Here is a 19,263-nt window from a genome sequence, read left to right on the forward strand (position 1 = left end):
ACAAAGTAAAATCAAAGGGCTGCGCAGTACTAAATAGCCTTGCTCACAAATCCATAAGAGATCAGGAAAGCGATATAAATTATGATGCATGGATATAAATTTTGACGCAAAATGCTGCAAATAGAGATTTTTGCCTGCTCGAAAAATGAGCGACCAAAAGGCCAAATCAATGATTTTTCTCCTAGTTTTACTGCATGGCCAGGACCTCTCCACAGGACAAAGAATTTTTAGATCAGCTGATTGCATTGGTTGAATCGCAGCTCGGGGACGAAGAGTTTGGTGTCGCGGAACTTGCTGATGAGATGCACATGAGTCGATCCAATCTTCTACGCAGGGTCAAGAAAGCATGCAATCTTTCGGTTAGTCAATTGATCAATCAAATCCGGTTGGAGCGTGCCATGGAGATGCTTCGAAATTCAACGCTGAATGTCTCTGAGATTTCTCATCAGGTTGGATTCAACAGCCCCTCATATTTTATTAAATGCTTTCGTGAGTACTATGGTTATCCGCCAGGAGAAGCAGGGAAACATGCTATTACTGAGCCGGTTGAAGTTGAGCCTTTAGCAGAGGAATTGAAAGGCTCTAAGCTTCCTTATTGGATTGGAGCTGCAGGACTGCTGATTTTGCTGATTGTGGGTTTACTGCTGTATAAAGGTGAGATTTTTGGAGAGCAGGTCTCAAGGGAAAAATCAATTGCTGTATTGCCTTTCAAAAATGATAGTGCCGACTCGACTAATGTCTATCTCATCAATGGACTGATGGATGCCACGCTCAACAACCTTCAAAAAATCAAAGATCTACGTGTTCTTAGTCGGACTTCATCTGAGAAATACCGGGAAAGTCACAAGTCCATTCCTGAGATTTCCGAAGAACTGCAAGTCAGCTACCTGATAGAAGGAAGCGGACAAAAGATTGGGGAGAGTATCGTGCTGAATATTCAGCTGATCGATGGAGCAAGTGACAAGCATCTGTGGAGTAAGCAATACCGACGAGAGGCGAGCGATATTTTCACATTACAGCAAGATATTTCTAAAGATATTGCTGAGAAAATTCAGGCAATTATAACTCCTGAGGAGCAAAACCGGATTGAGAAAGTTCCTACAGAAAATCTGAAAGCTTATGATTCTTTTCTGAAAGGACTCAATCTATTGAACAAAGGCGGAGATGACAATCTCCTTTCTTCAGTTGGTTATTTTAAGGAAGCAATCAAAGAGGACAAATCATTCGGGTTGGCCTATGCCTATGCTGCAGTGGCCTTGTATTATCACGATGTATTTCGAGAAGAAAAGACTCATCTAGAAGAGATGTCCGTCTACGCGGATCAGGCGGTTTTATATGACCCTACCTTGGACGAAAGCCTAAGAGCTAAAGCCTTGTATTACATGCTGAAAAAGGAGTATGCTAAAGCGCTTCCTTATTTAGAAAAGGGTTTGGAGTACAATCCCAATTCTGATCAGATTCTCATATTGCTGGCAAATTACTATAGTATGTATATGCCGAATACCGGAAAATATCTGGAATATGCGATACAAGGATTGCGACTGGATATAGCGGCAATGGATTCTGCATCCGCTAGCTTTCGTTACCTTGAAGTGGGTAATGGACTTATCCAAACGGGGTTTGTGGATGAATCACTTGACTATATTGATCTTGCCCGTGCTTATTTTCCAGACAATGCATTCGCTGGCTATGTTAGAGCTTTTATCAGCTATGCCAAAACCAAAGATTTACGTGATACGAGGAATCAACTCAAAGCGGAATTTGCCAAAGACAGCTCAAGGATAGATATCTTACAGGATCTGGGTAAAGTCAGCTATTACCTCCGGGAATATGACTCTGCATTTCTGTATTATGATAGACTAAATCAAATTCGTGAGCAGCAAAAGCTAGATGTTTATGTTCATGAAAATATGATTATTGGCGTCACTTATGTGAAAGTAGGAGAGATCGAAAAAGGGCAGGAGCTGATCCAGAGCTATAAAGATTACATTGAATCAAACCAGACGATATATAGGCCATTGGGCTTGTCCACCTATTACGCTTATAGGGGAGACTATGATAAAGCTTTGGACTACTTGAGGCTTTTTTCAAAAGAGGATAATATCCTGTTTTGGGTGATTTTATTTCTTCCCGAAGACCCTACCCTAGATAAGTTCAAAGAAAATCCTGAGTTCAAGGAAATCTGGGCTGGTATCGAGAAAAAGTTCTGGGATAACAATAGTAAAATCCGATTGCAGCTGGAGGAAGAGGGCTTGTTGTAAAATTGGGTTTAGTGAGCTGAAAAAATAAAGTTGACCTTTTGTAATTATTGACTAATTTTTTAAATTGATTTCACTTTTCACTTTTAGATCCTTAATATGAAGCGAATTGCAGTGGTTAAGATTTTAGCATTTACAGTTTCCTTTTTAGATTCTTCCTGCTTTTTTGCAAACAGAGATGAAGTCAAAAGAGGATTAAGAGCTGAGCCAGCTATTGAAGTTTAGATTAAATAGGATGAAAAAGATTGTTAAAGGATTTATCTGGGTACTCGCAATTATTTATGGGTTAAACGCTCTTTATATTCTTTTTTTTATGAGTTCAGAAGATGATTTTGATCTATTGGTTTTTGAGGGAGTCAGTAAATGGACTGCGGGGTTCAGCTATCTAGTATTTGCCATTGTGTTGTTTCTCTCTATAAAATTCGAAAAGAAGAAAGAGGTTTAATGTGTACCTGAAGAATTTTTAATGAATAGTCTAGCTTTAATTTTTACCTAATCTTGATATTTCTCAACTCTATGAAAATCACTGTTATACAGGACTTTCTCGCTTTTCTAAAAGACCCAAAAAGAGCCGAGACCTATTCTGAAATGCCTTCAAAAAGCTTCTTTACTTTGTTAATAGTCACATTGGTACTGATTATTCCCTTTGGTTTTTTGCTAAGCTTATTGGGAGCGGATCAATTTGATTCAATACTTGAAGAACTAATCAAAAAAAGTAAGTTGCTGGTGATAGTTCTAGGTATTTTCTTAGCTCCATTGATAGAAGAACCGATATTCAGACTTCATCTTAATTTAAAGAAATCTTCTATATGGTGGAGTTTGGTCTTATCCCTTTTAATGATGGGTGAGCTATGGTATTTGGTGCTTGCCTTTATGGTTTATTTGATTTATCTGCTCATTATGGTTAGCCAGCAGGAGCGCATAAATCTCAAATTCGTTGTCTATGCCTCTGCAATCTTCTTCGGTGTCGTCCATCTTGGAAACTACAGTAACTTCGATTTTGCTTCTCATTTTTACTGGATCCCCTTCTTAGTTGGCATTCAGTTTTTTGTAGGTTTGATTCTTAGCTATATTCGGCTCAATCATGGCATTAGCTATGCGATGTTGTTTCATGGAGCATATAATGCCGCCTTGATCATCCCAGGGGTTTATTTTTATGAAGGATGATTTTGAGGTTTTCCAATAGTTAGTTTAAAGAATTAACTGATGGTGCTTTCAGAATGCAGCAGTTATCTCTTCTCTTAGATTTTTTATTTCCCCCAGTTCCAGTATTTTTGTGCATCCATTAAAATAGCATTACCCTACATTATATATGGCATATTTATTCACTTCAGAATCCGTTTCTGAGGGGCATCCAGATAAAATCGCAGATCAAATTTCTGACGCGTTAATTGATAATTTTTTAGCATTTGACCCAAATTCCAAGGTAGCTTGTGAGACGCTTGTGACGACTGGCCAGGTGTTTTTGGCGGGAGAGGTAAATTCTGATATCTACCTTGATGTGCAGAAAATTGCTCGTGACGTGATCAATAGAATCGGTTATACCAAGAGTGAGTACATGTTTGAAGGGAATTCTTGCGGTGTGCTTTCTGCGATTCATGAACAATCTTCGGAAATCAATCAGGGTGTAGTTCGTCAGAATCCAGAAGAACAAGGTGCAGGTGATCAGGGAATGATGTTTGGTTATGCAACCAACGAAACTGAAAACTACATGCCTTTGGCTTTGGATCTTTCTCATATGATCCTTCGTGAATTGGCGGAGTTGAGAAGAGAAAATAAGGATATCACCTATATCCGCCCAGACTCAAAAGCTCAAGTGACGATCGAATATAGCGATGACAATGTGCCTCAGCGTATTGAAGCAATTGTGGTTTCTACCCAGCACGATGATTTTGACGAGGAAGGAAAAATGCTTGCCAAAATCAAGTCTGATATTGTTTCTATCCTAATACCACGGGTAGTTGCCAAACTGAAGCCAGAGATACAGAAGCTTTTCACTTCAGAAATCAAGTATCACATCAATCCAACCGGGAAATTTGTAATCGGTGGACCACATGGTGACACAGGTTTGACAGGTAGAAAAATCATTGTAGATACTTACGGTGGTAAAGGAGCTCATGGCGGTGGAGCATTCTCTGGAAAAGACCCTTCTAAAGTGGATCGTTCCGCAGCATATGCTACACGTCATATTGCCAAGAATATGGTGGCAGCGGGCCTAGCAGATGAGGTTTTGGTACAGGTTTCTTATGCCATTGGAGTGGCTAAGCCAATGGGTATTTATATCAATACATATGGTACTGCCAAAGTAGACATGCACGATGGAGCCATTGCACAGAAAATCGAGGAGTTATTCGATATGCGCCCATATGCCATCGAGCAGCGCCTGAAGTTACGTAATCCTATCTATGAGGAAACTGCCGCTTACGGTCACATGGGTAGAACCAATGAGGTGGTAACGAAAACCTTCTACTCTCCATACAGACCAGAAGTTACGCTTGAGGTAGAGCTTTTCACTTGGGAAAAACTAGACTATGTGGATAGAATTAAATCCGCTTTCAATATTTAATTGAAGAAAAATCACACATAAAAAAATGGCTGTTGGGAATTCCTAACAGCCATTTTTTATCTGTCCTAAATTGCTCACTTGAATTATTTGAGGAGTCTAGCGGAGAAAACCAGATTATAAATTGTTGATAAACCCAGTCATATAGGTAGCTCTATTATCTAACCAATTTTTTAAGGTTTTTACATCAGCGCCATTTCTATTCCAGACCTGATAATCTCTATTTTTAGCCCCTTGAATGATGAATGCGTATTCATCAATGTAATCCAGCAATTCATTGAAGTTATTAGCTTGGAAATTGGTCCAATTCTCTTTCATCAAGGCTTTAATCTTTGGGTCTTTCAAAAACTTAGAAAAAAACTGAGTCCCTTTAGCCGGAGATGACCAAAATATTGGGGTATTATACCTAGAAAAGTGCTCCTGTGTCCCCTCATATCCAAAAGCCCAATCAAAATCCCATATAGGTCCCATGGTAAATTTCCCCGTGCTAGCCTTATGGATATAGGTGCTTTTGGGATGATTGATTTCCTGGTTGTCGGTTAGCATGTATACAATAATGTAGTTGGCTATTGAATTAGCATCTATATAATCCAGATAATCAGTGTTGGGGAAATCTTCACTAGCGATCACTTCCTCTAATGATTCAAATTGATCCTTGACCACCGTGAAGCCAGTCACATCCTCTGGCTCTGGATATTTTAAAGTTACTGGCAAAGCAAAGCCTTTGGATTTAAACTGCCATTCCTCATCATAATTGGTATCTAGATTCAGAAGTATACCTGCATCATCCACATCAACTCTATTGGTTTTGACCTCAACCTGCTCCGTTAGCATATACAATCCGAGGTATTCCTCATTTATAGTTACCTCTACAGGTATCATGGTATTGGTGAAAGGCATATCTAGCAACTGCCCTATTTTCATCGCAACAGCATTTAGTAGGTGTGTGCCATCCAAATAATTAGCTAATAGGACCCAGTCTTTTTCCGGCTTTAATCCAAATACTTCCTCTTTACTGTCTAATTTAATTTTGTAGGGTTTTTTGGGTAAGCCCCAAGTGGTGTTTCCTCTTCCTTTAAATTTCCCGGTGCTAGTGAGGTCATCGTACTTTGATTGTCCTTCAAAACTCACGGAGCCTTCTAAATAATCTTCTTTCGAGGTAATTGATGCGCCACTACTTGTTTTGATTTTTACTTGAGCTAACTGGGTGTCCCAGTTGATATTGATCTTGTATTCTTTTATGCTGCCCGAAGCAGATTGTAGCTTGTAAATGACAGATTCTCTGAAATCCACAGTGTTTTTTCCGCTAGTCTGCTCTTTCCCATTGATTTGTACTGCCACCGCATTAGAAGTAAATGTAGGAATCAAGTTGTAATTATAACTTCTGATTTCACCATTGACCACATCATCTTGTATCGTAAATACGATGTCTTCCTCTAATTCAGGATTGTTGCTTTTTTCAAAAACAAAACTTTTAAAAAGTAGCGAGTTGTCATTTACATCAGGCGTGTTTTCATTCTCATGACAGCTTGCAAAAAGTAGCAAAGTGAATAGGTATAAATAGCTAAGAGGTTTTGATGGTGCTAATTGAAACATTTTTTCCGTAACTATTTATAAGGTAATAGGTTGTGAATGTACTGTAAGATTATTGGTTGCTCAGTTTGTTTCCAGGGATATTATCAACTTGGAAAATTTTGGAATGGAGATTCTTATCAAAACATCTCCTCAATCAACTGAGTATAAAAATCTCTGACATCCATGCCGATGGCTTTTACTTGCTGAGAGATCAGGCTTGTTTCGGTTTGTCCCGGGACAGTGTTTACCTCGATGAAGTAAAATTTTCCAGTTTCATGCTGCAGAAAGTAATCCACACGAATTGCGCCTTTACAGTTTAGCTTAGTGTAGATCTGAGGGATAATTCTATTCACACGAGTAACTTCTTCTTCGGATTGACGGCCTGGCGTGATTTCCTCAGTTACACCTGCTACATATTTGGATTCGTAGTCAAAAAACTCCTTGCTACTCACGATCTCAGTAGCTGGAAGCACTGTGATTTCTCCCTTTCCTCGGTAGCAACCAATTGAGAATTCGCGGCCAGATACAAACTCCTCCACCAAGACTTGGCTGTCTTCAGCGAAAGCTTTTTCAAGTGCCTCAGGTAATTCTCCCCAGGTTTTCACCTTAGACATTCCGATAGAGCTTCCACCATTGTTGGGTTTGATGAAAAGTGGTAAGGTCAAACCATCCTCCACAAGCTTTAGATTTGCAGCTGAGTTTTCAAAAAGCTGAATTGATTTAGCAATGTGCAATTCTTCTATATCGTCTATTACAGCCTTTGTATAGCCCTTGTTCATCGTGATGGCAGAGCTGAGCTGATCACAGGTGGTGTAAGGAATACCAATCATGTCGAAGTATCCGGCAAGCTTGCCATCCTCACCCGGAGATCCGTGAAGAATATTGAAAACTCCATCAAAGGTGATTTTATCATCGCCAATAGTGATGCTGAAGTCATTTAGATCCACTGGAATTTTTTCTCCTGATACCGTTAGAAAATGCCAATCACCTCGATAAATCAAGATTTTGTACACATCATAAAGATCACGATCAATGGTTTTTTCGACTACAGCAGCGCTTTTCAATGAAATCACAGACTCACCGGTGTATCCACCTGTCACAAGGGCAATTTTTCTCTTCATGGTATCAGAATTAACGATACGAATTACTCGATTTTTGGGGGATTTCCCACAGATGATAGAGGATTGTTTTTGTGAATTGTGTTCCCGTAGATATTCGCTGATAACTAGCGCAAATATTCGCTGATTAGATCTGTAACAAACTATAATTCGATATTAAAAATCCCCATAAATCAGCGGCCTTTTCTGCGTAAATCTGCGGGAAAATTAATCCAGCTTAATCTGATCCAGATAGAATTTCATGCGAGTGTGATCACGGGGCAAAAAGTCAATTTTATCGATTTTGTCCTGCTTATGATTGTAGAAGACCTCTACGTATTCACTTTCTAGCAAATACAAATTCACCTTGTGCTTGTAATACCGAATACCCACCACAAAGGTCCCTTCTGTGTAGAGGGTACTTATTTTTTTGTGGAAGGGAAGGCTGGCGAATTCTTCTTTGCTCATAATATTCTATTGCGTTCGTTAAGTTACAAAAATGAATCTCTTTTTTGATCAAAAAAGGTTGATTCCTGATCGGCTTCGTCTTATACTTGAAAGAACAAAAACCACTATGCTGCGCAAACAATTCCGTTTTACTGCTTTTTTTCTTGTGTTGGGATTGATGCTTGCGAGTTCCTGTGCATCCAAAAAGAAGGTGGCGTCTGAGCCCTTTAATACTGTTATTCAGACTGCTAGAAGTTATACAGGCACCCCATATCGCTATGGAGGTACGACTCGTTCTGGGATGGATTGCTCTGCCTTGGTTTACCATTCCTTTTACTCGGTGGGAGTTACGATGCCGAGAGTCTCTGCGGATCAAAGTAAAATGGGCAAGAGTATTCGAAAGAATGAAATCAAACCTGGAGATGTATTGTTTTTTGCCACAGGGAAAAGGAGAAAGCAAGTTACGCACTCGGGAATTGTGACAGAGACTTCTCGTGGAGATGTTCGATTTATTCATTCTTCTACTTCGCTTGGCGTGTCGGAAGATTACCTGAGTAATAATTATTGGTCCAAAGCATTTTTATTTGCCAGAAGAGTACTCGATTAAGAGAAGGATTCTCGCGGCGGCGCAACGGCGCGGCGTTGGGTATCCTTTGAAGTCTGTTTAGATTTCGGAGATGACACAAACATCATATTTTATTGGTTGGTCAGCTAGTCGACCTATCGTGGTCCTTGTGGCTAAAAAACTTGGTAGAGTCCAGCTTCTGGAGAAGCAGGACAACTATAGCTTTGTGCTCTCTGCGTCAAGCTCTGTGATTTGGCCGTGATAAAAACAATCTTTACCGCAAAGACGCAAAAATCGCAAAGTATATCGCGGAGAAAAATGATTCTTTTCTGGATGCTTACAGATTATTCACCACTCTTTTTATCCCTTCTGTTAGTTTAGAGACATTAAAATTTAGAAGTAAGCCAAGTTTGATGTCAGATAATCTCAGATAAGTTAAAAGCTGAGCAAAATGAATAGCTGAAAATTCGTCAACTGCCTTAACTTCTATAATCACCTTTTTATCTACCAGTAAATCAATACGATATCCTGCTTCCAATTTTACCTCCTTATAAATTACCGGCAACCCAACTTGAGTATTTACCTCCAAACCATGCTTTCTCAATTCATGAGCTAAGCAAACCTAATAACTACTCTCTAGTAGCCCAGGTCCTAATTGCTTATGCACCTCGATAGCAGATCCAATAATTATAGAAGAAATCTCATTTTCAGTCATTAGAAAAAATATTAGCCGATTAAAATTTGAAAACTTTTATTCATAAAAACAAGCAGTATACAACTGAATAACAATAATCTCTGCGATATACTCTCCGTCCTTAGCGCCTCTGCGTTGAAAAAAATCTTTACTGCAAAGGTACAAAAATCGCTGCCGACAGCTGAACGGGAATATATCGCCGAGACAAATTCTTCTTAAAGAACAAATTTTAAAGCAATAGATATAGTTGAATTTTTTAAATCCATGCAAACAGCAAAGAACTAAATACACCAATCAACTCTCTGCGTCAAGCTCTGTGCCCTCAGTGGTTAAAAATATAAAAACCAAGAACAGCTTCTGCCATCCTTGGTCTTTAAGAAATTCTGAACCTAATTATTTTTACCCTTCTACTACTAGCTCGTATTCGAAGGTTGGCATTCCTCTTTCACCATCTTTAGTCAAGGAAAGGAATCGCACTTTGTAAATGTTTGCGTCAGCATCTTTCACGACGTAATAAATATCAGTTTTTACAGCAGGTGCTGGTGTGCCTGGAGGGCCTCCACCGCTTCTCCAGCTAGAGCCAATCACTAGACGATCAGCTGTTTCAAAACTTAAAGAGAATACATCTTCCTCAGTAAAATCGGCATAAGCAATGTCGGCTTCTAATACCTGCGCTGCTCCTACGCCTCCGTAAATATTATTGTAAACTAGATCTTGGAAGAAATAAGCTAAGGTGCCATTAGTAGCATCTGGATAAGGTGTTGAGGATGTTCCTGCAGTCCAAGCGATATCCCAAGCTGTTTTAGCTGGTTCTACCTCTACGATACCATCTTCAAAACTTACATAAACTAAATTCCCTTCGCTATTTTTTGAAACTTCTAAGGAAGTAAAAGTGTCTGAATCTGCATCAGCATGCTCAAGCGTATAGCCAGTTCCATTTCTAGTAATTCTGATTTTTTTCCAAGGCCTTTCGGTTGCCTCGCTAGTTCCTCTGTTCAGAAGATAAACTTCATTGTCTCCAGCAGTTGGGCTGATAGCTGCTATAGCAGTATTGGAAAGTGGGTTAGCTGCATCATCTACATGTAGGATACCTTCCAAATTGGTGAAAGTGAGGATCAATTCTCCGCTAGCCTCAGCAGCAGCGATCTCGTCAGCGCCTACCTGGGAGATATCAGTTTTGCCAGTAGAAGAAGCCATTGCTCCTGTAGTTCCGTTGATTAGGACTTTGAAGTCAGAACCAGAAGAAAAAGCAAGATCCCAAGACTCTCGCTGAATAGCAGTCTGCTCGCCTGTACTCAGATCGATGTAAGCTGTATTTGGATAAGTGCTCCCTCCTCCGTCAACTTCAATAAGCCCTGACTCTGAAGGTGGAATTACTACTGGTTTAGGATCATCATCATTGCATGAGCTGAAAAGTCCCATGCCAGCTGCTAATGCAGCGAAAGAAAGAATGCGTACTTGTTTCATTTTACTATTAATTTGAGAATTAGTTACTGATTAAATTGGTATTGAATACCTAGGAAATATGATCTTCCGTAGCCGATTGGCCGACTGCTTCCTGTGCCGTGTGCGTCGCCTCCACCGGAGCTACTGTTGATTTGTTTTACATTAAAGAGATTTCTAGCTCCTGCATTTACCGAAATGCCGTGCTTGAATTGCTTTCTTACACTGAAATCCATCCACTGATAACCGTCGAGTTGGACTTCTTTTGCGCTTGGGTTGCCATCTGCATCTGTTACAGTTTCGTAACCCGGTAGCGAACCAGTAAGCTTATAGAATAAAGTAAATGTGGTGTTCCAAGGCTGAAGTGAGTAGCTCAGGTTGGCATTGATTTCTGGTGTCCAACTCATTTCTTGTACTTCTTCGGATTCCTCAGAGAGTTGATTGTATCGACCGATGTAGGATAAGCCAAGGTTGCCATCCCAGTTTTTATAGCTTTGGTTGTGATTCAGGGTAAATCCCGCAGTTCGGTAATTTTCTATATTGAATAAAGTCGTGACTTGGATGTCATCCGGATCTTGGCCATAAGCGATTCGGTTATCCACATTATTATAGAATGCCCCTAACACAGCCCCTACTTTCCAATCTATGCTGATTTGTTTTTTCCAGTCCAATGAGCCGTTGAAGCTATGAGAGGTCTCTGCTTTCAAGTCTGGATTTCCGGTGATGCTGTGACTTGCATCAAAGAAGTTGAAGTACAACTCACGGATAGAGGGTGCTCTGAATCCTTGCGCATAAGCTAGTCTCAAGTCGAGATTTGGTGACAAGGTGAATTTGGTGTTCAAAGAAGGTGTCAAATCAGGAGCCTCATAAGCGGAGTTGAAGGTTTTTCTTAGGCCGGGTTTGATCTGAATGCCCTGAGTTGGCTTCCACTCTGCAGACAGAAAAACAGCATAATCTTGTATGCCTTCGTTCTCGGTGATCCGTTCACCAGAACCTTCTTCGAGATTTAAATCAATTCCTGGTTGAAAATTAAGTTTTGAATTGAGCTTCCACATGCCGATCATTCTCCAGCTGAAACCCCTGTATTTGATCCGGGATTGAGATCCAGGAGCTTTGGAAAGGTACTTTTCTCCAGTTCGAGAATTAGTAACCCATGTTTCTGTATCACGCTTATAATCTGTAAATGCTCCTTGTAGGTTTAGGGAAAAATTGTTTGAAGTGTCCCAGTGTCCATTCAATCTGTGCATCCAGCGATTGGTGATGAATTTCTGATCGATCATTTCCAACGGAGCCTCTGGACCATCGGCATAGATGGTTTCATTCAGGAAGTCTGCCTGATAGTTTAGCGAAAGACTTTCTCCCATATATCCTGCTTTGACGTTGGCGAAGTTTTGATCTTTTGGCAGCCAAGCCTTCTCTCTTCCTACTTCATTGCCTTGCCATCCACCAAAATTGTTTTGGGAAAAACCCGCTCCGAAATTCCAGTTTTTCAATCCATAGGTGCCAGACACAGATCGGATATGTGTTCCTTTCCCTGCAAATGGACTGTATTCTGAGCCTACTGTTTCTTCTTGGATTTTGGCTTGAACCGCTAGTTTTTGGGAAGCGGAAGTTTTGGTGATAATATTGATCACGCCAGCCAGTGCATCAGCTCCATATACAACTGACATCGGGCCTTCGACGATTTCGATTTTTTCGATCTGATTGATATCAATCTGATTGATGTTGATTTCGTTTGAAGTTCCTTGACGGCCTACCATCGGTACACCATCGATTAGTATTTTAATGTTTTGCCCAGACATTCCCAGGAGCTCCATATTGCTGGATCCTGTGGCATTGTCCTGTGAAAAACGAATGCCAAGCTCAGTATTTAAAACTTGCTCGATATTTTGAGGAGCACGATTTTGAATGACAGTCTGATCTATACTTCTGACTTGGTAAACAGAGTTTTTGGCAGTCTGAGGGTCGAAATTGCCAGTGACTACGAAAGTCTCTAACTCTGATTCTGACTCATGAAGTTTGAAGGTCTCAGTAGTTTTTCCCGCTGGCCAATTCACCCAAAGAGTCTCAAACCCCACTGCTGAGATTTTGAGTTTGCCTTCTTTAGGGAGTTTTGCAAGCGTGAAATTTCCTTGCTCGTCAGCAACTTCTCCTTTGAGTTCAGGAAGCCAGATCGTAGCATGAGAAATCGCCTCGCCTTTGGTGTCCACTACTTTTCCTTTCAACACAGCTTGGGCTTGTACCCAAAGTGGCGTTACCAGCAAAAGCAACAAAAAAAGGAGTAAGTGTTTATTTAGATCAAATCTATGCATGTGCATAAAAATTTTTGAGATGGCGGGATACAAATCCCTTCGATACTTAATTATTGCGCTCCCTGTTTTATTTCAACAAAGCGACACAAAATTTAGATGATTTGGTGAACTCCAGCATTTATGCCACTTCGGTCTCCTGTCTTCGGTCTTCAAGCCAAGAAATCAAAGAATAGGAGGGAAATGGCATAAATGAGGATGATCAAATCAAAGGCTATCTACCAAAGCTTTCCACTCAGGTTTCTGAGGAAGTCCCGGCTTTCTCAATCCGAAGAACTGAGCGACCATTTCGCCTTCTTTATCGAAAAGCTCAACAGCAGATACCAACCCATCTTCCGTATTTTTATGAACTACATAGGCTTTGTCAACCACATTTTCATTCAAATGCATGTTGAAATCCGGATCAAGTACATTGAGCCAATCACCCATCTGGCGAACAGTCTGTACTTTGCCTTGGTGGATTTGGATATTGCCTTTGTTTCCTGCGAAAATCATGATTGGAAGCTTAGTCTCAGCGGCAGTTTCTACAATTTTACGTGCAGAAAGTCTGTCGATCTCATAAGCCCACTTGTCATCGATCCACTTCACAGCATCTTGTCTGTTTAGCTTGTATTTGCGAAGCATACCAAAGAAATCATGCGTATCCTTCATCGTTTCCCAGTCTTTAGAGAATCCTTCGAAGTCTAATTCTTCTCGGGACACATATTCTGGAGCTGGAAATACTTCAAGCTCTAGCTCTGCAGATTGATCAGCAGCGGTATTGTTTTTTACCAATTCCTCGTAAGCTTCAGGATTTGATTTTTCTTGCAAGTACACTTTCATCACTGCTTCTCCAGCTTTGTCAAAGTATTGCAAGCTTTTCATTGTGCCACGAGGAGTCTCGGTGGTCACTGCAAAACCAAATTTCCAGCCTGCGAAAAATACACGCTGCTCGATGGGACCGATCACAGTAGCGATCTTATGTGGTCCAGCTTGATGCATTTCGATTTTCTGGAAAGGACCTTTGTGCTCCAATACACAGCCTTCGCTTCTTGTCAATGACATCACGCGACCTAGTTTCGGGAATTCTTCCAGTTGCTCGGTAAAATTATCAGTCAGACGAATCACGTTTGTGCCGATACCAGTAGCTAAAAGTTGTGCTTCAGTCACTTCAAGTTTAGCAGCTGCATCACGGATTCTAAGTTTTGGCTCAGCCTCTTTCAGGTTCTCCCATGCTTGCTTCAGGGATTGTGCGGATTCTTGTATAGTTTCCATTGTTATGCTTGTTTAAATGTGGGTATAGATGTATGTGCCTGCGCTGCAGCGGATATGAGCATTCCGCCGGTGACAGGATTTTGAATTAGATGAATAGGGTGATCAAAGACGTATTCTAGGATTTCTTCCTCCAGAACTTCTTCAACTGTTCCGGATTTTGCGATCATGCCATTTTTCAGCAAAGCGATTTTATCGGCATATTGAGCAGCAAGATTCAGTTCGTGGAGGATCACCAAGATTCCGATGTTTCTAGATTTCAGCGTTTGGAGGATTTTCAATACCGCATGCTGCTGCGCTATGTCCAAGCTAGAAGTAGGCTCGTCGAGTAGCAAATACCTTGGAAAAGGCTTCGTCTCCCAGATTTGAACCAGCACTCTTGCCAGTTGCACACGTTGTTTTTCTCCGCCAGAAAGATGATTGAAAACCTGATCCTTCAAATGGGAAGTATTGGTAGCTTCCAAAACCTCCTGAATGAGTTTAGCAGGTTGTTTTGCTTTGGTGCTGATCAGGCCAAGCTCTACAACCTCTTGCACAGTAAATGGAAAATTAACTTGCGTATGCTGAGGCATCACTGCTCTTACGGCTGCCAGATCTCGTGCTTTAAGCTTATGAATGTCGTGGCCATTATAACCTACAGCCCCATGTTTGCACTTGATTTCTCCAGAGAGAATTTTGAAGAAAGTTGATTTTCCAGCACCATTTGGGCCTAGAACCGCCAAGATTTCTCCAGGATTCAATTCCAAACTTACCTCATCTACGATAGGTCTTTGGCGAATGCAAAAATGTACTTGTGAAGCTTGAAGCATCAGTTTCGGGATTTATTCAGATTGAAAATAAGCCAGATAAAGAAAGGAGCACCGATCAGCGCAGTGATCACACCTATTGGCATTTCGGCAGGGATTACGATCAGTCTGGCGATGAGATCGGCAAAATTTAACAAGATAGCACCTAGAAGAAATGATCCAGGTAATACCAATCTATGATCCGCTCCAAATAGGATTCGGATCAAATGAGGTACGACTAAGCCGACAAAGCCAATCATACCCACCATAGAAACACCAACTCCTACGATTAAGGCGCTGCATATGAGAAGTCTTAATTTGACCTGCTGCACATTTACACCCATGTGAAAAGCTTCCTGCTCTCCAAGTGCCAGTGCGTTCAGTTGTCTGGAATTGAATAATAATAGCACAGAAGGCACGGCGATGAGGATCATCGTAACTGGGATTTTGGCCCAAGTGGCTCCGCCTAGATCGCCCAAGCTCCAGAAGGTGAAGCTTCGCAAAGCTGAATCATCTGCGAAAAACAACACCAAGCCGATTAAAGCTCCGGCTAATGCATTGATAGCGACTCCCGCCAAAATCAGCGTGGCAGCATCTGTTCTTCCTTGAGATTTGGAAAGTTTGTAGACTGCTAGGACATTGATCAGGCCTCCAATAAATGCGAAGAGTGGCAGGCCAATGGATTTGATCCAGCTTAAAGAAGAGGCTACTGGCACCAAGACCATAAAGATCACGGCGAATAATGCTGCTCCGCTACTTACTCCTATTAGTCCTGGTTCTACCAATGGATTTCTAAACATCCCCTGAAGTGCTGCTCCCGCGATACCCAAGCCACCGCCAACTAGCATAGCCATCAGTACTCGAGGCACTCGTATTTGTAGCAACACATTGGCTTGCTGAACTTCGAAAGTGCCGGTGCTTATACCTATCTGGTCAAATAAGATCGCAAGCGTCTGTGGAAATGGAATGCTAAAAGCTCCCAAAGAGAGGGAAGCTAATAACACCAAAACCAGCACAAAACCAAACCCAAGAAGGGTGAGGTTTTGACTTTGGATCTTAGTATGACTCAATGCTGTGATCATTTATTATATGGCTGGAAGACCGAAGACGGGAGACCGAAGCGGCTTCAATGCTTGATTTTACTTTGTCTTTATTAGCTCTAAAATTCTGAGTGTACTTTGATATTTTTACTGACGAACGGCTTTGGCTAGGTCTAATGCTGCTTTTCCCACTCTTGGTCCAAAACCAGAAAGGTATTGTCCGTCTAGTGCTACGATATGGTTTTCTTTGAAAGCGGTAGTTTGATCGATTCCTTGGATTGCTACCAAGCCATCTTTTCCTCCTAAGCTTTGGATTCCTGAATCGAAAAACACGAGGTATTCAGGATTCATAGCTACCAAAGATTCTGGAGTCATGGGAGCGAATTCGTCAAAGCCTGTGGCTGTTCCTTCGATTGCAGCCAATTCAAACATTTCTGCGGCAAAGGTTTTATCTCCTGCGATGAATACTGTCTCTGGGCCACGAGCCATTACAAAAATTGCTTTTGGCTTAGACGCTTCCTCTTCTAAATAACTATTCAGTGCTGCGATGTCAGCGTCTATAGCCGCATTTACTTCCTTACCCTTTTCTTCCTCTTCAAAGTAGGTAGCCAATTCAGTTACCAGTTTTTTGGTGCCAGCTACGGAGGTAGGCTTAGTGAAAACCTGAATGTTTACCTGAGCTGCTTTCAACTGTGTCACTACATCAGGGCTGAGGTAACCTTCTTCTATAAGGACTAGGTCTGGACCCAGCGCGAGAATGCCTTCCGCTTTGATTTGATTTCTGTAACCAATAGAAGGAAGATCTTGCATGGAGGCTGGAAAAGTAGAAGTAATGTCTGTGGCGATGATATCGTCACTATAGCCCAGTGCGTCCACTACTTCAGTAATGGTGCCTCCAGCAGTGATGATTTTGCGCGCGCTTATTGTTTCTTCTTCCTTGGAAGGAGCAGAGCACGCTGCTAATATTATAAGTGCAAGTGGTAAAAAACGCCTTAACATTATTTAGATTAAGTTTAAATACAAGGCAAATGTATGTCTATCAAGATTGAATCCAAATAAAAATAATGTAAAATTTTTCAAAGCGTCTACTAGCGGCTAGGGAAATCCTAACTAACTGGACTTGAGACAGGCTAAAACAGGGTCATATTAAAAAGTAGTAGGAAGCTCAGAAACAGTTAGAATGGTAAAAATCGGAGACTTAGCAGATTAATTTCCCAAATATCCTTTGGGTTTAGGCATTATTGGTTAATTTTGCGGTCGAATTCAAAAAGCATATCCTTTTTACATTTCAATTATCAAATGGCAAATATTGGAAAGATAACTCAAGTGATCGGGCCCGTAGTGGACGTTTCCTTCGAAGGCGGTAAGCTGCCTAACATCCTTGATGCGGTAGAAGTTACCAAAGAAAATGGCCAAGTGGTCGTAATGGAAGTTCAACAGCACTTGGGTGAAGATCGAGTGAGAACTATTGCCATGGACTCCTCTGAAGGGATGGTTCGTGGCATGGAAGTAAGAGACCTTGGTGAACCTATTTCTGTTCCTACAGGAGAGGCTATCAAAGGCCGTCTTTTCAACGTGGTTGGAGAGCCTATCGATGGTTTGCCTGCTATTCCTGTTGGAAAAAGACTTCCTATTCACAGATCTGCGCCTCGATTCGAGGACCTTTCTACTACTTCAGAAGTACTTTTCACAGGTATCAAAGTAATTGACTTGATCGAGCCTTATGCAAAAGGTGGTAAGATCGGGTTGTTCGGTGGTGCTGGTGTAGGTAAAACTGTATTGATTCAGGAATTGATCAACAACATTGCGAAAGCATACGCTGGTCTATCTGTATTTGCAGGTGTAGGTGAAAGAACAAGAGAAGGAAATGACTTGTTGAGAGAAATGATCGAGTCAGGCATCGTGACTTACGGTGATGACTTCGTCCATAGCCTTGAAGAAGAAGGTGGATGGGATCTTTCTAAAGTTGATTTGAAAAAATTAGAAGACTCTAAAGCAACCTTTGTTTTCGGTCAGATGAACGAGCCTCCAGGGGCACGTGCACGAGTTGCCTTGACAGGTTTGACTTTGGCAGAATATTATAGAGATGGAGATGGCGAAGGTGCAGGTAAAGATATCCTATTCTTTATCGATAACATTTTCCGATTCACGCAGGCAGGTTCTGAAGTGTCTGCACTTCTTGGACGTATGCCATCTGCGGTAGGTTATCAGCCAACTTTGGCAACAGAAATGGGAGCTATGCAGGAGCGTATTACTTCTACTAAGCGTGGTTCAATTACTTCTGTTCAGGCTGTTTATGTACCTGCTGATGATTTAACTGATCCAGCTCCAGCGACGACTTTCGCTCACTTGGATGCTACTACTTCACTTTCACGTAAGATTGCAGAATTAGGAATTTATCCTGCTGTGGATCCTTTGGAGTCCTCTTCAAGAATTATGTCAGCCGATATTATTGGAGATGAGCATTACAATTGCGCTCAGCGTGTGAAAGAGATTCTTCAGCGTTACAAAGAATTGCAAGATATCATTGCGATTTTGGGTATGGAGGAACTTTCTGAAGAAGATAAGCAAGTGGTACACAGAGCGAGAAGAGTTCAGCGTTTCTTATCTCAGCCATTCTTCGTAGCAGAGCAATTTACAGGCTTAAAGGGAGTATTGGTAGATATCAAAGACACCATCAAAGGCTTCAACATGATCATGGACGGTGAGTTGGATCATCTTCCTGAGGGAGCTTTCAACTTGGTAGGTAGCATCGAAGATGCAATCGCTAAGGGAGAGAAAATGATGGCAGAAGTTAGGTAAATTAGTTATTGGTTGATAGTTGTTAGTTTTTTAAAACCAACAACCAACCACTAACAACAGGTAAATCATTCACTGTTGACTTTTATCTCTACGTAATAGAATACGAGTCTCCAAACGATATAAAATTCCATGCATTTAGAAATCGTCACACCGGACAAAAAAGTATTTCAGGGTGAAGTATCCGAAGCCAGTTTCCCTGGTGCCAATGGATCATTTCAGGTGCTGAATAATCACGCTCCGATCGTTTCGGCTTTGGCAAAGGGAACTGTTTCCTTTACCACTCCTGAAGGGAAGCAATCCATGATCGTGGATGGCGGAGTAGTGGAAGTAAAAGATAATGTGATTGTATTGCTGGCTGAGAAAGTAGTGGCTTAAGCAATTCATCCGAATAGTTAGAAAAGGTCTCCTGTGTAAACGGGAGACCTTTTTTGGTG

General features: G+C 41.2%; 15 protein-coding genes and 1 pseudogene. 6 read left to right on the forward strand and 10 right to left on the reverse strand.

The genetic code is table 11. The annotated features are described in order from the left end of the window. Nucleotides 1–194: 194 nt before the first annotated feature. The 3 genes from LV85_RS01880 (at nucleotide 195) to metK (ending at nucleotide 4,824) form a co-directional block, all read left to right on the forward strand. The gene (locus LV85_RS01880) at nucleotides 195–2,261 is read left to right on the forward strand and encodes a helix-turn-helix domain-containing protein (protein ID WP_111316473.1); all 2,067 of its coding nucleotides are present in this window, start codon (nucleotides 195–197) and stop codon (nucleotides 2,259–2,261) included. A 513-nt stretch (nucleotides 2,262–2,774) separates the two neighbouring features. Next, nucleotides 2,775–3,425, forward strand: a complete 651-nt coding sequence (locus LV85_RS01890; protein WP_111316475.1) for a CPBP family glutamic-type intramembrane protease — start codon at nucleotides 2,775–2,777, stop codon at nucleotides 3,423–3,425. A 145-nt stretch (nucleotides 3,426–3,570) separates the two neighbouring features. Then, the gene (gene metK, locus LV85_RS01895) at nucleotides 3,571–4,824 is read left to right on the forward strand and encodes a methionine adenosyltransferase (RefSeq protein WP_111316476.1); all 1,254 of its coding nucleotides are present in this window, start codon (nucleotides 3,571–3,573) and stop codon (nucleotides 4,822–4,824) included. A gap of 114 nt (nucleotides 4,825–4,938) precedes the next feature. Here metK and LV85_RS01900 read toward each other — a convergent pair whose 3' ends face one another. From LV85_RS01900 to LV85_RS01910, 3 genes are all read right to left on the reverse strand, one after another. Next, nucleotides 4,939–6,417: a CotH kinase family protein gene (locus LV85_RS01900; RefSeq protein WP_111316477.1), complete on the reverse strand. Its 1,479-nt coding sequence runs from the start codon at nucleotides 6,415–6,417 to the stop codon at nucleotides 4,939–4,941. Nucleotides 6,418–6,533: 116 nt separating this feature from the next. Then, on the reverse strand, nucleotides 6,534–7,517 hold the full coding sequence (locus tag LV85_RS01905; protein ID WP_111316478.1) for a D-alanine--D-alanine ligase: 984 nt from the start codon (nucleotides 7,515–7,517) through the stop codon (nucleotides 6,534–6,536). Between the two features lie 204 nt (nucleotides 7,518–7,721). Then, on the reverse strand, nucleotides 7,722–7,961 hold the full coding sequence (locus LV85_RS01910; RefSeq protein WP_111316479.1) for a hypothetical protein: 240 nt from the start codon (nucleotides 7,959–7,961) through the stop codon (nucleotides 7,722–7,724). Nucleotides 7,962–8,067: 106 nt separating this feature from the next. Between LV85_RS01910 and LV85_RS01915 the strand changes: the two genes are divergently transcribed. After that, nucleotides 8,068–8,547, forward strand: a complete 480-nt coding sequence (locus tag LV85_RS01915; protein WP_111316522.1) for a C40 family peptidase — start codon at nucleotides 8,068–8,070, stop codon at nucleotides 8,545–8,547. Between the two features lie 295 nt (nucleotides 8,548–8,842). Here LV85_RS01915 and LV85_RS01920 read toward each other — a convergent pair. The 7 genes and pseudogenes from LV85_RS01920 to LV85_RS01950 all read right to left on the reverse strand — a co-directional run bounded on the left by LV85_RS01920 (nucleotide 8,843) and on the right by LV85_RS01950 (nucleotide 17,026). Beyond that, nucleotides 8,843–9,220: pseudogene (locus LV85_RS01920) on the reverse strand (GxxExxY protein). A gap of 378 nt (nucleotides 9,221–9,598) precedes the next feature. Then, on the reverse strand, nucleotides 9,599–10,666 hold the full coding sequence (locus LV85_RS01925) for an HmuY family protein (RefSeq protein ID WP_111316480.1): 1,068 nt from the start codon (nucleotides 10,664–10,666) through the stop codon (nucleotides 9,599–9,601). A gap of 23 nt (nucleotides 10,667–10,689) precedes the next feature. Beyond that, nucleotides 10,690–12,954, reverse strand: coding sequence for a TonB-dependent receptor (locus LV85_RS01930; RefSeq protein WP_111316481.1), 2,265 nt, complete (start codon nucleotides 12,952–12,954; stop codon nucleotides 10,690–10,692). A 204-nt stretch (nucleotides 12,955–13,158) separates the two neighbouring features. Beyond that, nucleotides 13,159–14,205: a hemin-degrading factor gene (locus tag LV85_RS01935; RefSeq protein WP_111316482.1), complete on the reverse strand. Its 1,047-nt coding sequence runs from the start codon at nucleotides 14,203–14,205 to the stop codon at nucleotides 13,159–13,161. Nucleotides 14,206–14,207: 2 nt separating this feature from the next. Further along, on the reverse strand, nucleotides 14,208–15,011 hold the full coding sequence (locus LV85_RS01940) for a heme ABC transporter ATP-binding protein (protein ID WP_111316483.1): 804 nt from the start codon (nucleotides 15,009–15,011) through the stop codon (nucleotides 14,208–14,210). Next, entirely contained in the window at nucleotides 15,011–16,069 is a 1,059-nt protein-coding gene (locus LV85_RS01945) for a FecCD family ABC transporter permease (protein ID WP_111316484.1), read from the reverse strand. Before LV85_RS01945 ends, LV85_RS01940 begins: the two co-directional genes overlap by 1 nt. Before the next feature lie 105 nt (nucleotides 16,070–16,174). Further along, a complete protein-coding gene (locus LV85_RS01950) occupies nucleotides 16,175–17,026 on the reverse strand; it encodes a heme/hemin ABC transporter substrate-binding protein (RefSeq protein ID WP_111316485.1) in 852 nt (283 codons plus the stop codon). Nucleotides 17,027–17,326: 300 nt separating this feature from the next. On the opposite strand from LV85_RS01950, the gene atpD reads away from it, so the two are divergent. Both atpD and atpC read left to right on the forward strand, forming a co-directional pair. Continuing rightward, nucleotides 17,327–18,829, forward strand: coding sequence for a F0F1 ATP synthase subunit beta (atpD, locus tag LV85_RS01955; protein ID WP_111316486.1), 1,503 nt, complete (start codon nucleotides 17,327–17,329; stop codon nucleotides 18,827–18,829). Between the two features lie 129 nt (nucleotides 18,830–18,958). Then, nucleotides 18,959–19,204, forward strand: coding sequence for an ATP synthase F1 subunit epsilon (gene atpC, locus LV85_RS01960; RefSeq protein ID WP_057936785.1), 246 nt, complete (start codon nucleotides 18,959–18,961; stop codon nucleotides 19,202–19,204). Nucleotides 19,205–19,263: the final 59 nt, after the last annotated feature.

Source organism: Algoriphagus chordae (assembly GCF_003254055.1).
GTDB lineage: Bacteria > Bacteroidota > Bacteroidia > Cytophagales > Cyclobacteriaceae > Algoriphagus > Algoriphagus chordae.

Bases quoted from the DNA above. Each gene is read 5' to 3' on its own strand.
- LV85_RS01890 (WP_111316475.1), top strand. From the start codon at position 2,775: ATGAAAATCACTGTTATACAGGACTTTCTCGCTTTTCTAAAAGACCCA.
- LV85_RS01915 (WP_111316522.1), top strand. From the start codon at position 8,068: ATGCTGCGCAAACAATTCCGTTTTACTGCTTTTTTTCTTGTGTTGGGA.
- LV85_RS01945 (WP_111316484.1), bottom strand. From the start codon at position 16,069: ATGATCACAGCATTGAGTCATACTAAGATCCAAAGTCAAAACCTCACC.
- LV85_RS01950 (WP_111316485.1), bottom strand. From the start codon at position 17,026: ATGTTAAGGCGTTTTTTACCACTTGCACTTATAATATTAGCAGCGTGC.
- LV85_RS01905 (WP_111316478.1), bottom strand. From the start codon at position 7,517: ATGAAGAGAAAAATTGCCCTTGTGACAGGTGGATACACCGGTGAGTCT.
- atpC (WP_057936785.1), top strand. From the start codon at position 18,959: ATGCATTTAGAAATCGTCACACCGGACAAAAAAGTATTTCAGGGTGAA.
- LV85_RS01910 (WP_111316479.1), bottom strand. From the start codon at position 7,961: ATGAGCAAAGAAGAATTCGCCAGCCTTCCCTTCCACAAAAAAATAAGT.
- LV85_RS01935 (WP_111316482.1), bottom strand. From the start codon at position 14,205: ATGGAAACTATACAAGAATCCGCACAATCCCTGAAGCAAGCATGGGAG.
- atpD (WP_111316486.1), top strand. From the start codon at position 17,327: ATGGCAAATATTGGAAAGATAACTCAAGTGATCGGGCCCGTAGTGGAC.
- LV85_RS01925 (WP_111316480.1), bottom strand. From the start codon at position 10,666: ATGAAACAAGTACGCATTCTTTCTTTCGCTGCATTAGCAGCTGGCATG.
- LV85_RS01940 (WP_111316483.1), bottom strand. From the start codon at position 15,011: ATGCTTCAAGCTTCACAAGTACATTTTTGCATTCGCCAAAGACCTATC.
- LV85_RS01930 (WP_111316481.1), bottom strand. From the start codon at position 12,954: ATGCATAGATTTGATCTAAATAAACACTTACTCCTTTTTTTGTTGCTT.
- LV85_RS01900 (WP_111316477.1), bottom strand. From the start codon at position 6,417: ATGTTTCAATTAGCACCATCAAAACCTCTTAGCTATTTATACCTATTC.
- metK (WP_111316476.1), top strand. From the start codon at position 3,571: ATGGCATATTTATTCACTTCAGAATCCGTTTCTGAGGGGCATCCAGAT.
- LV85_RS01880 (WP_111316473.1), top strand. From the start codon at position 195: ATGGCCAGGACCTCTCCACAGGACAAAGAATTTTTAGATCAGCTGATT.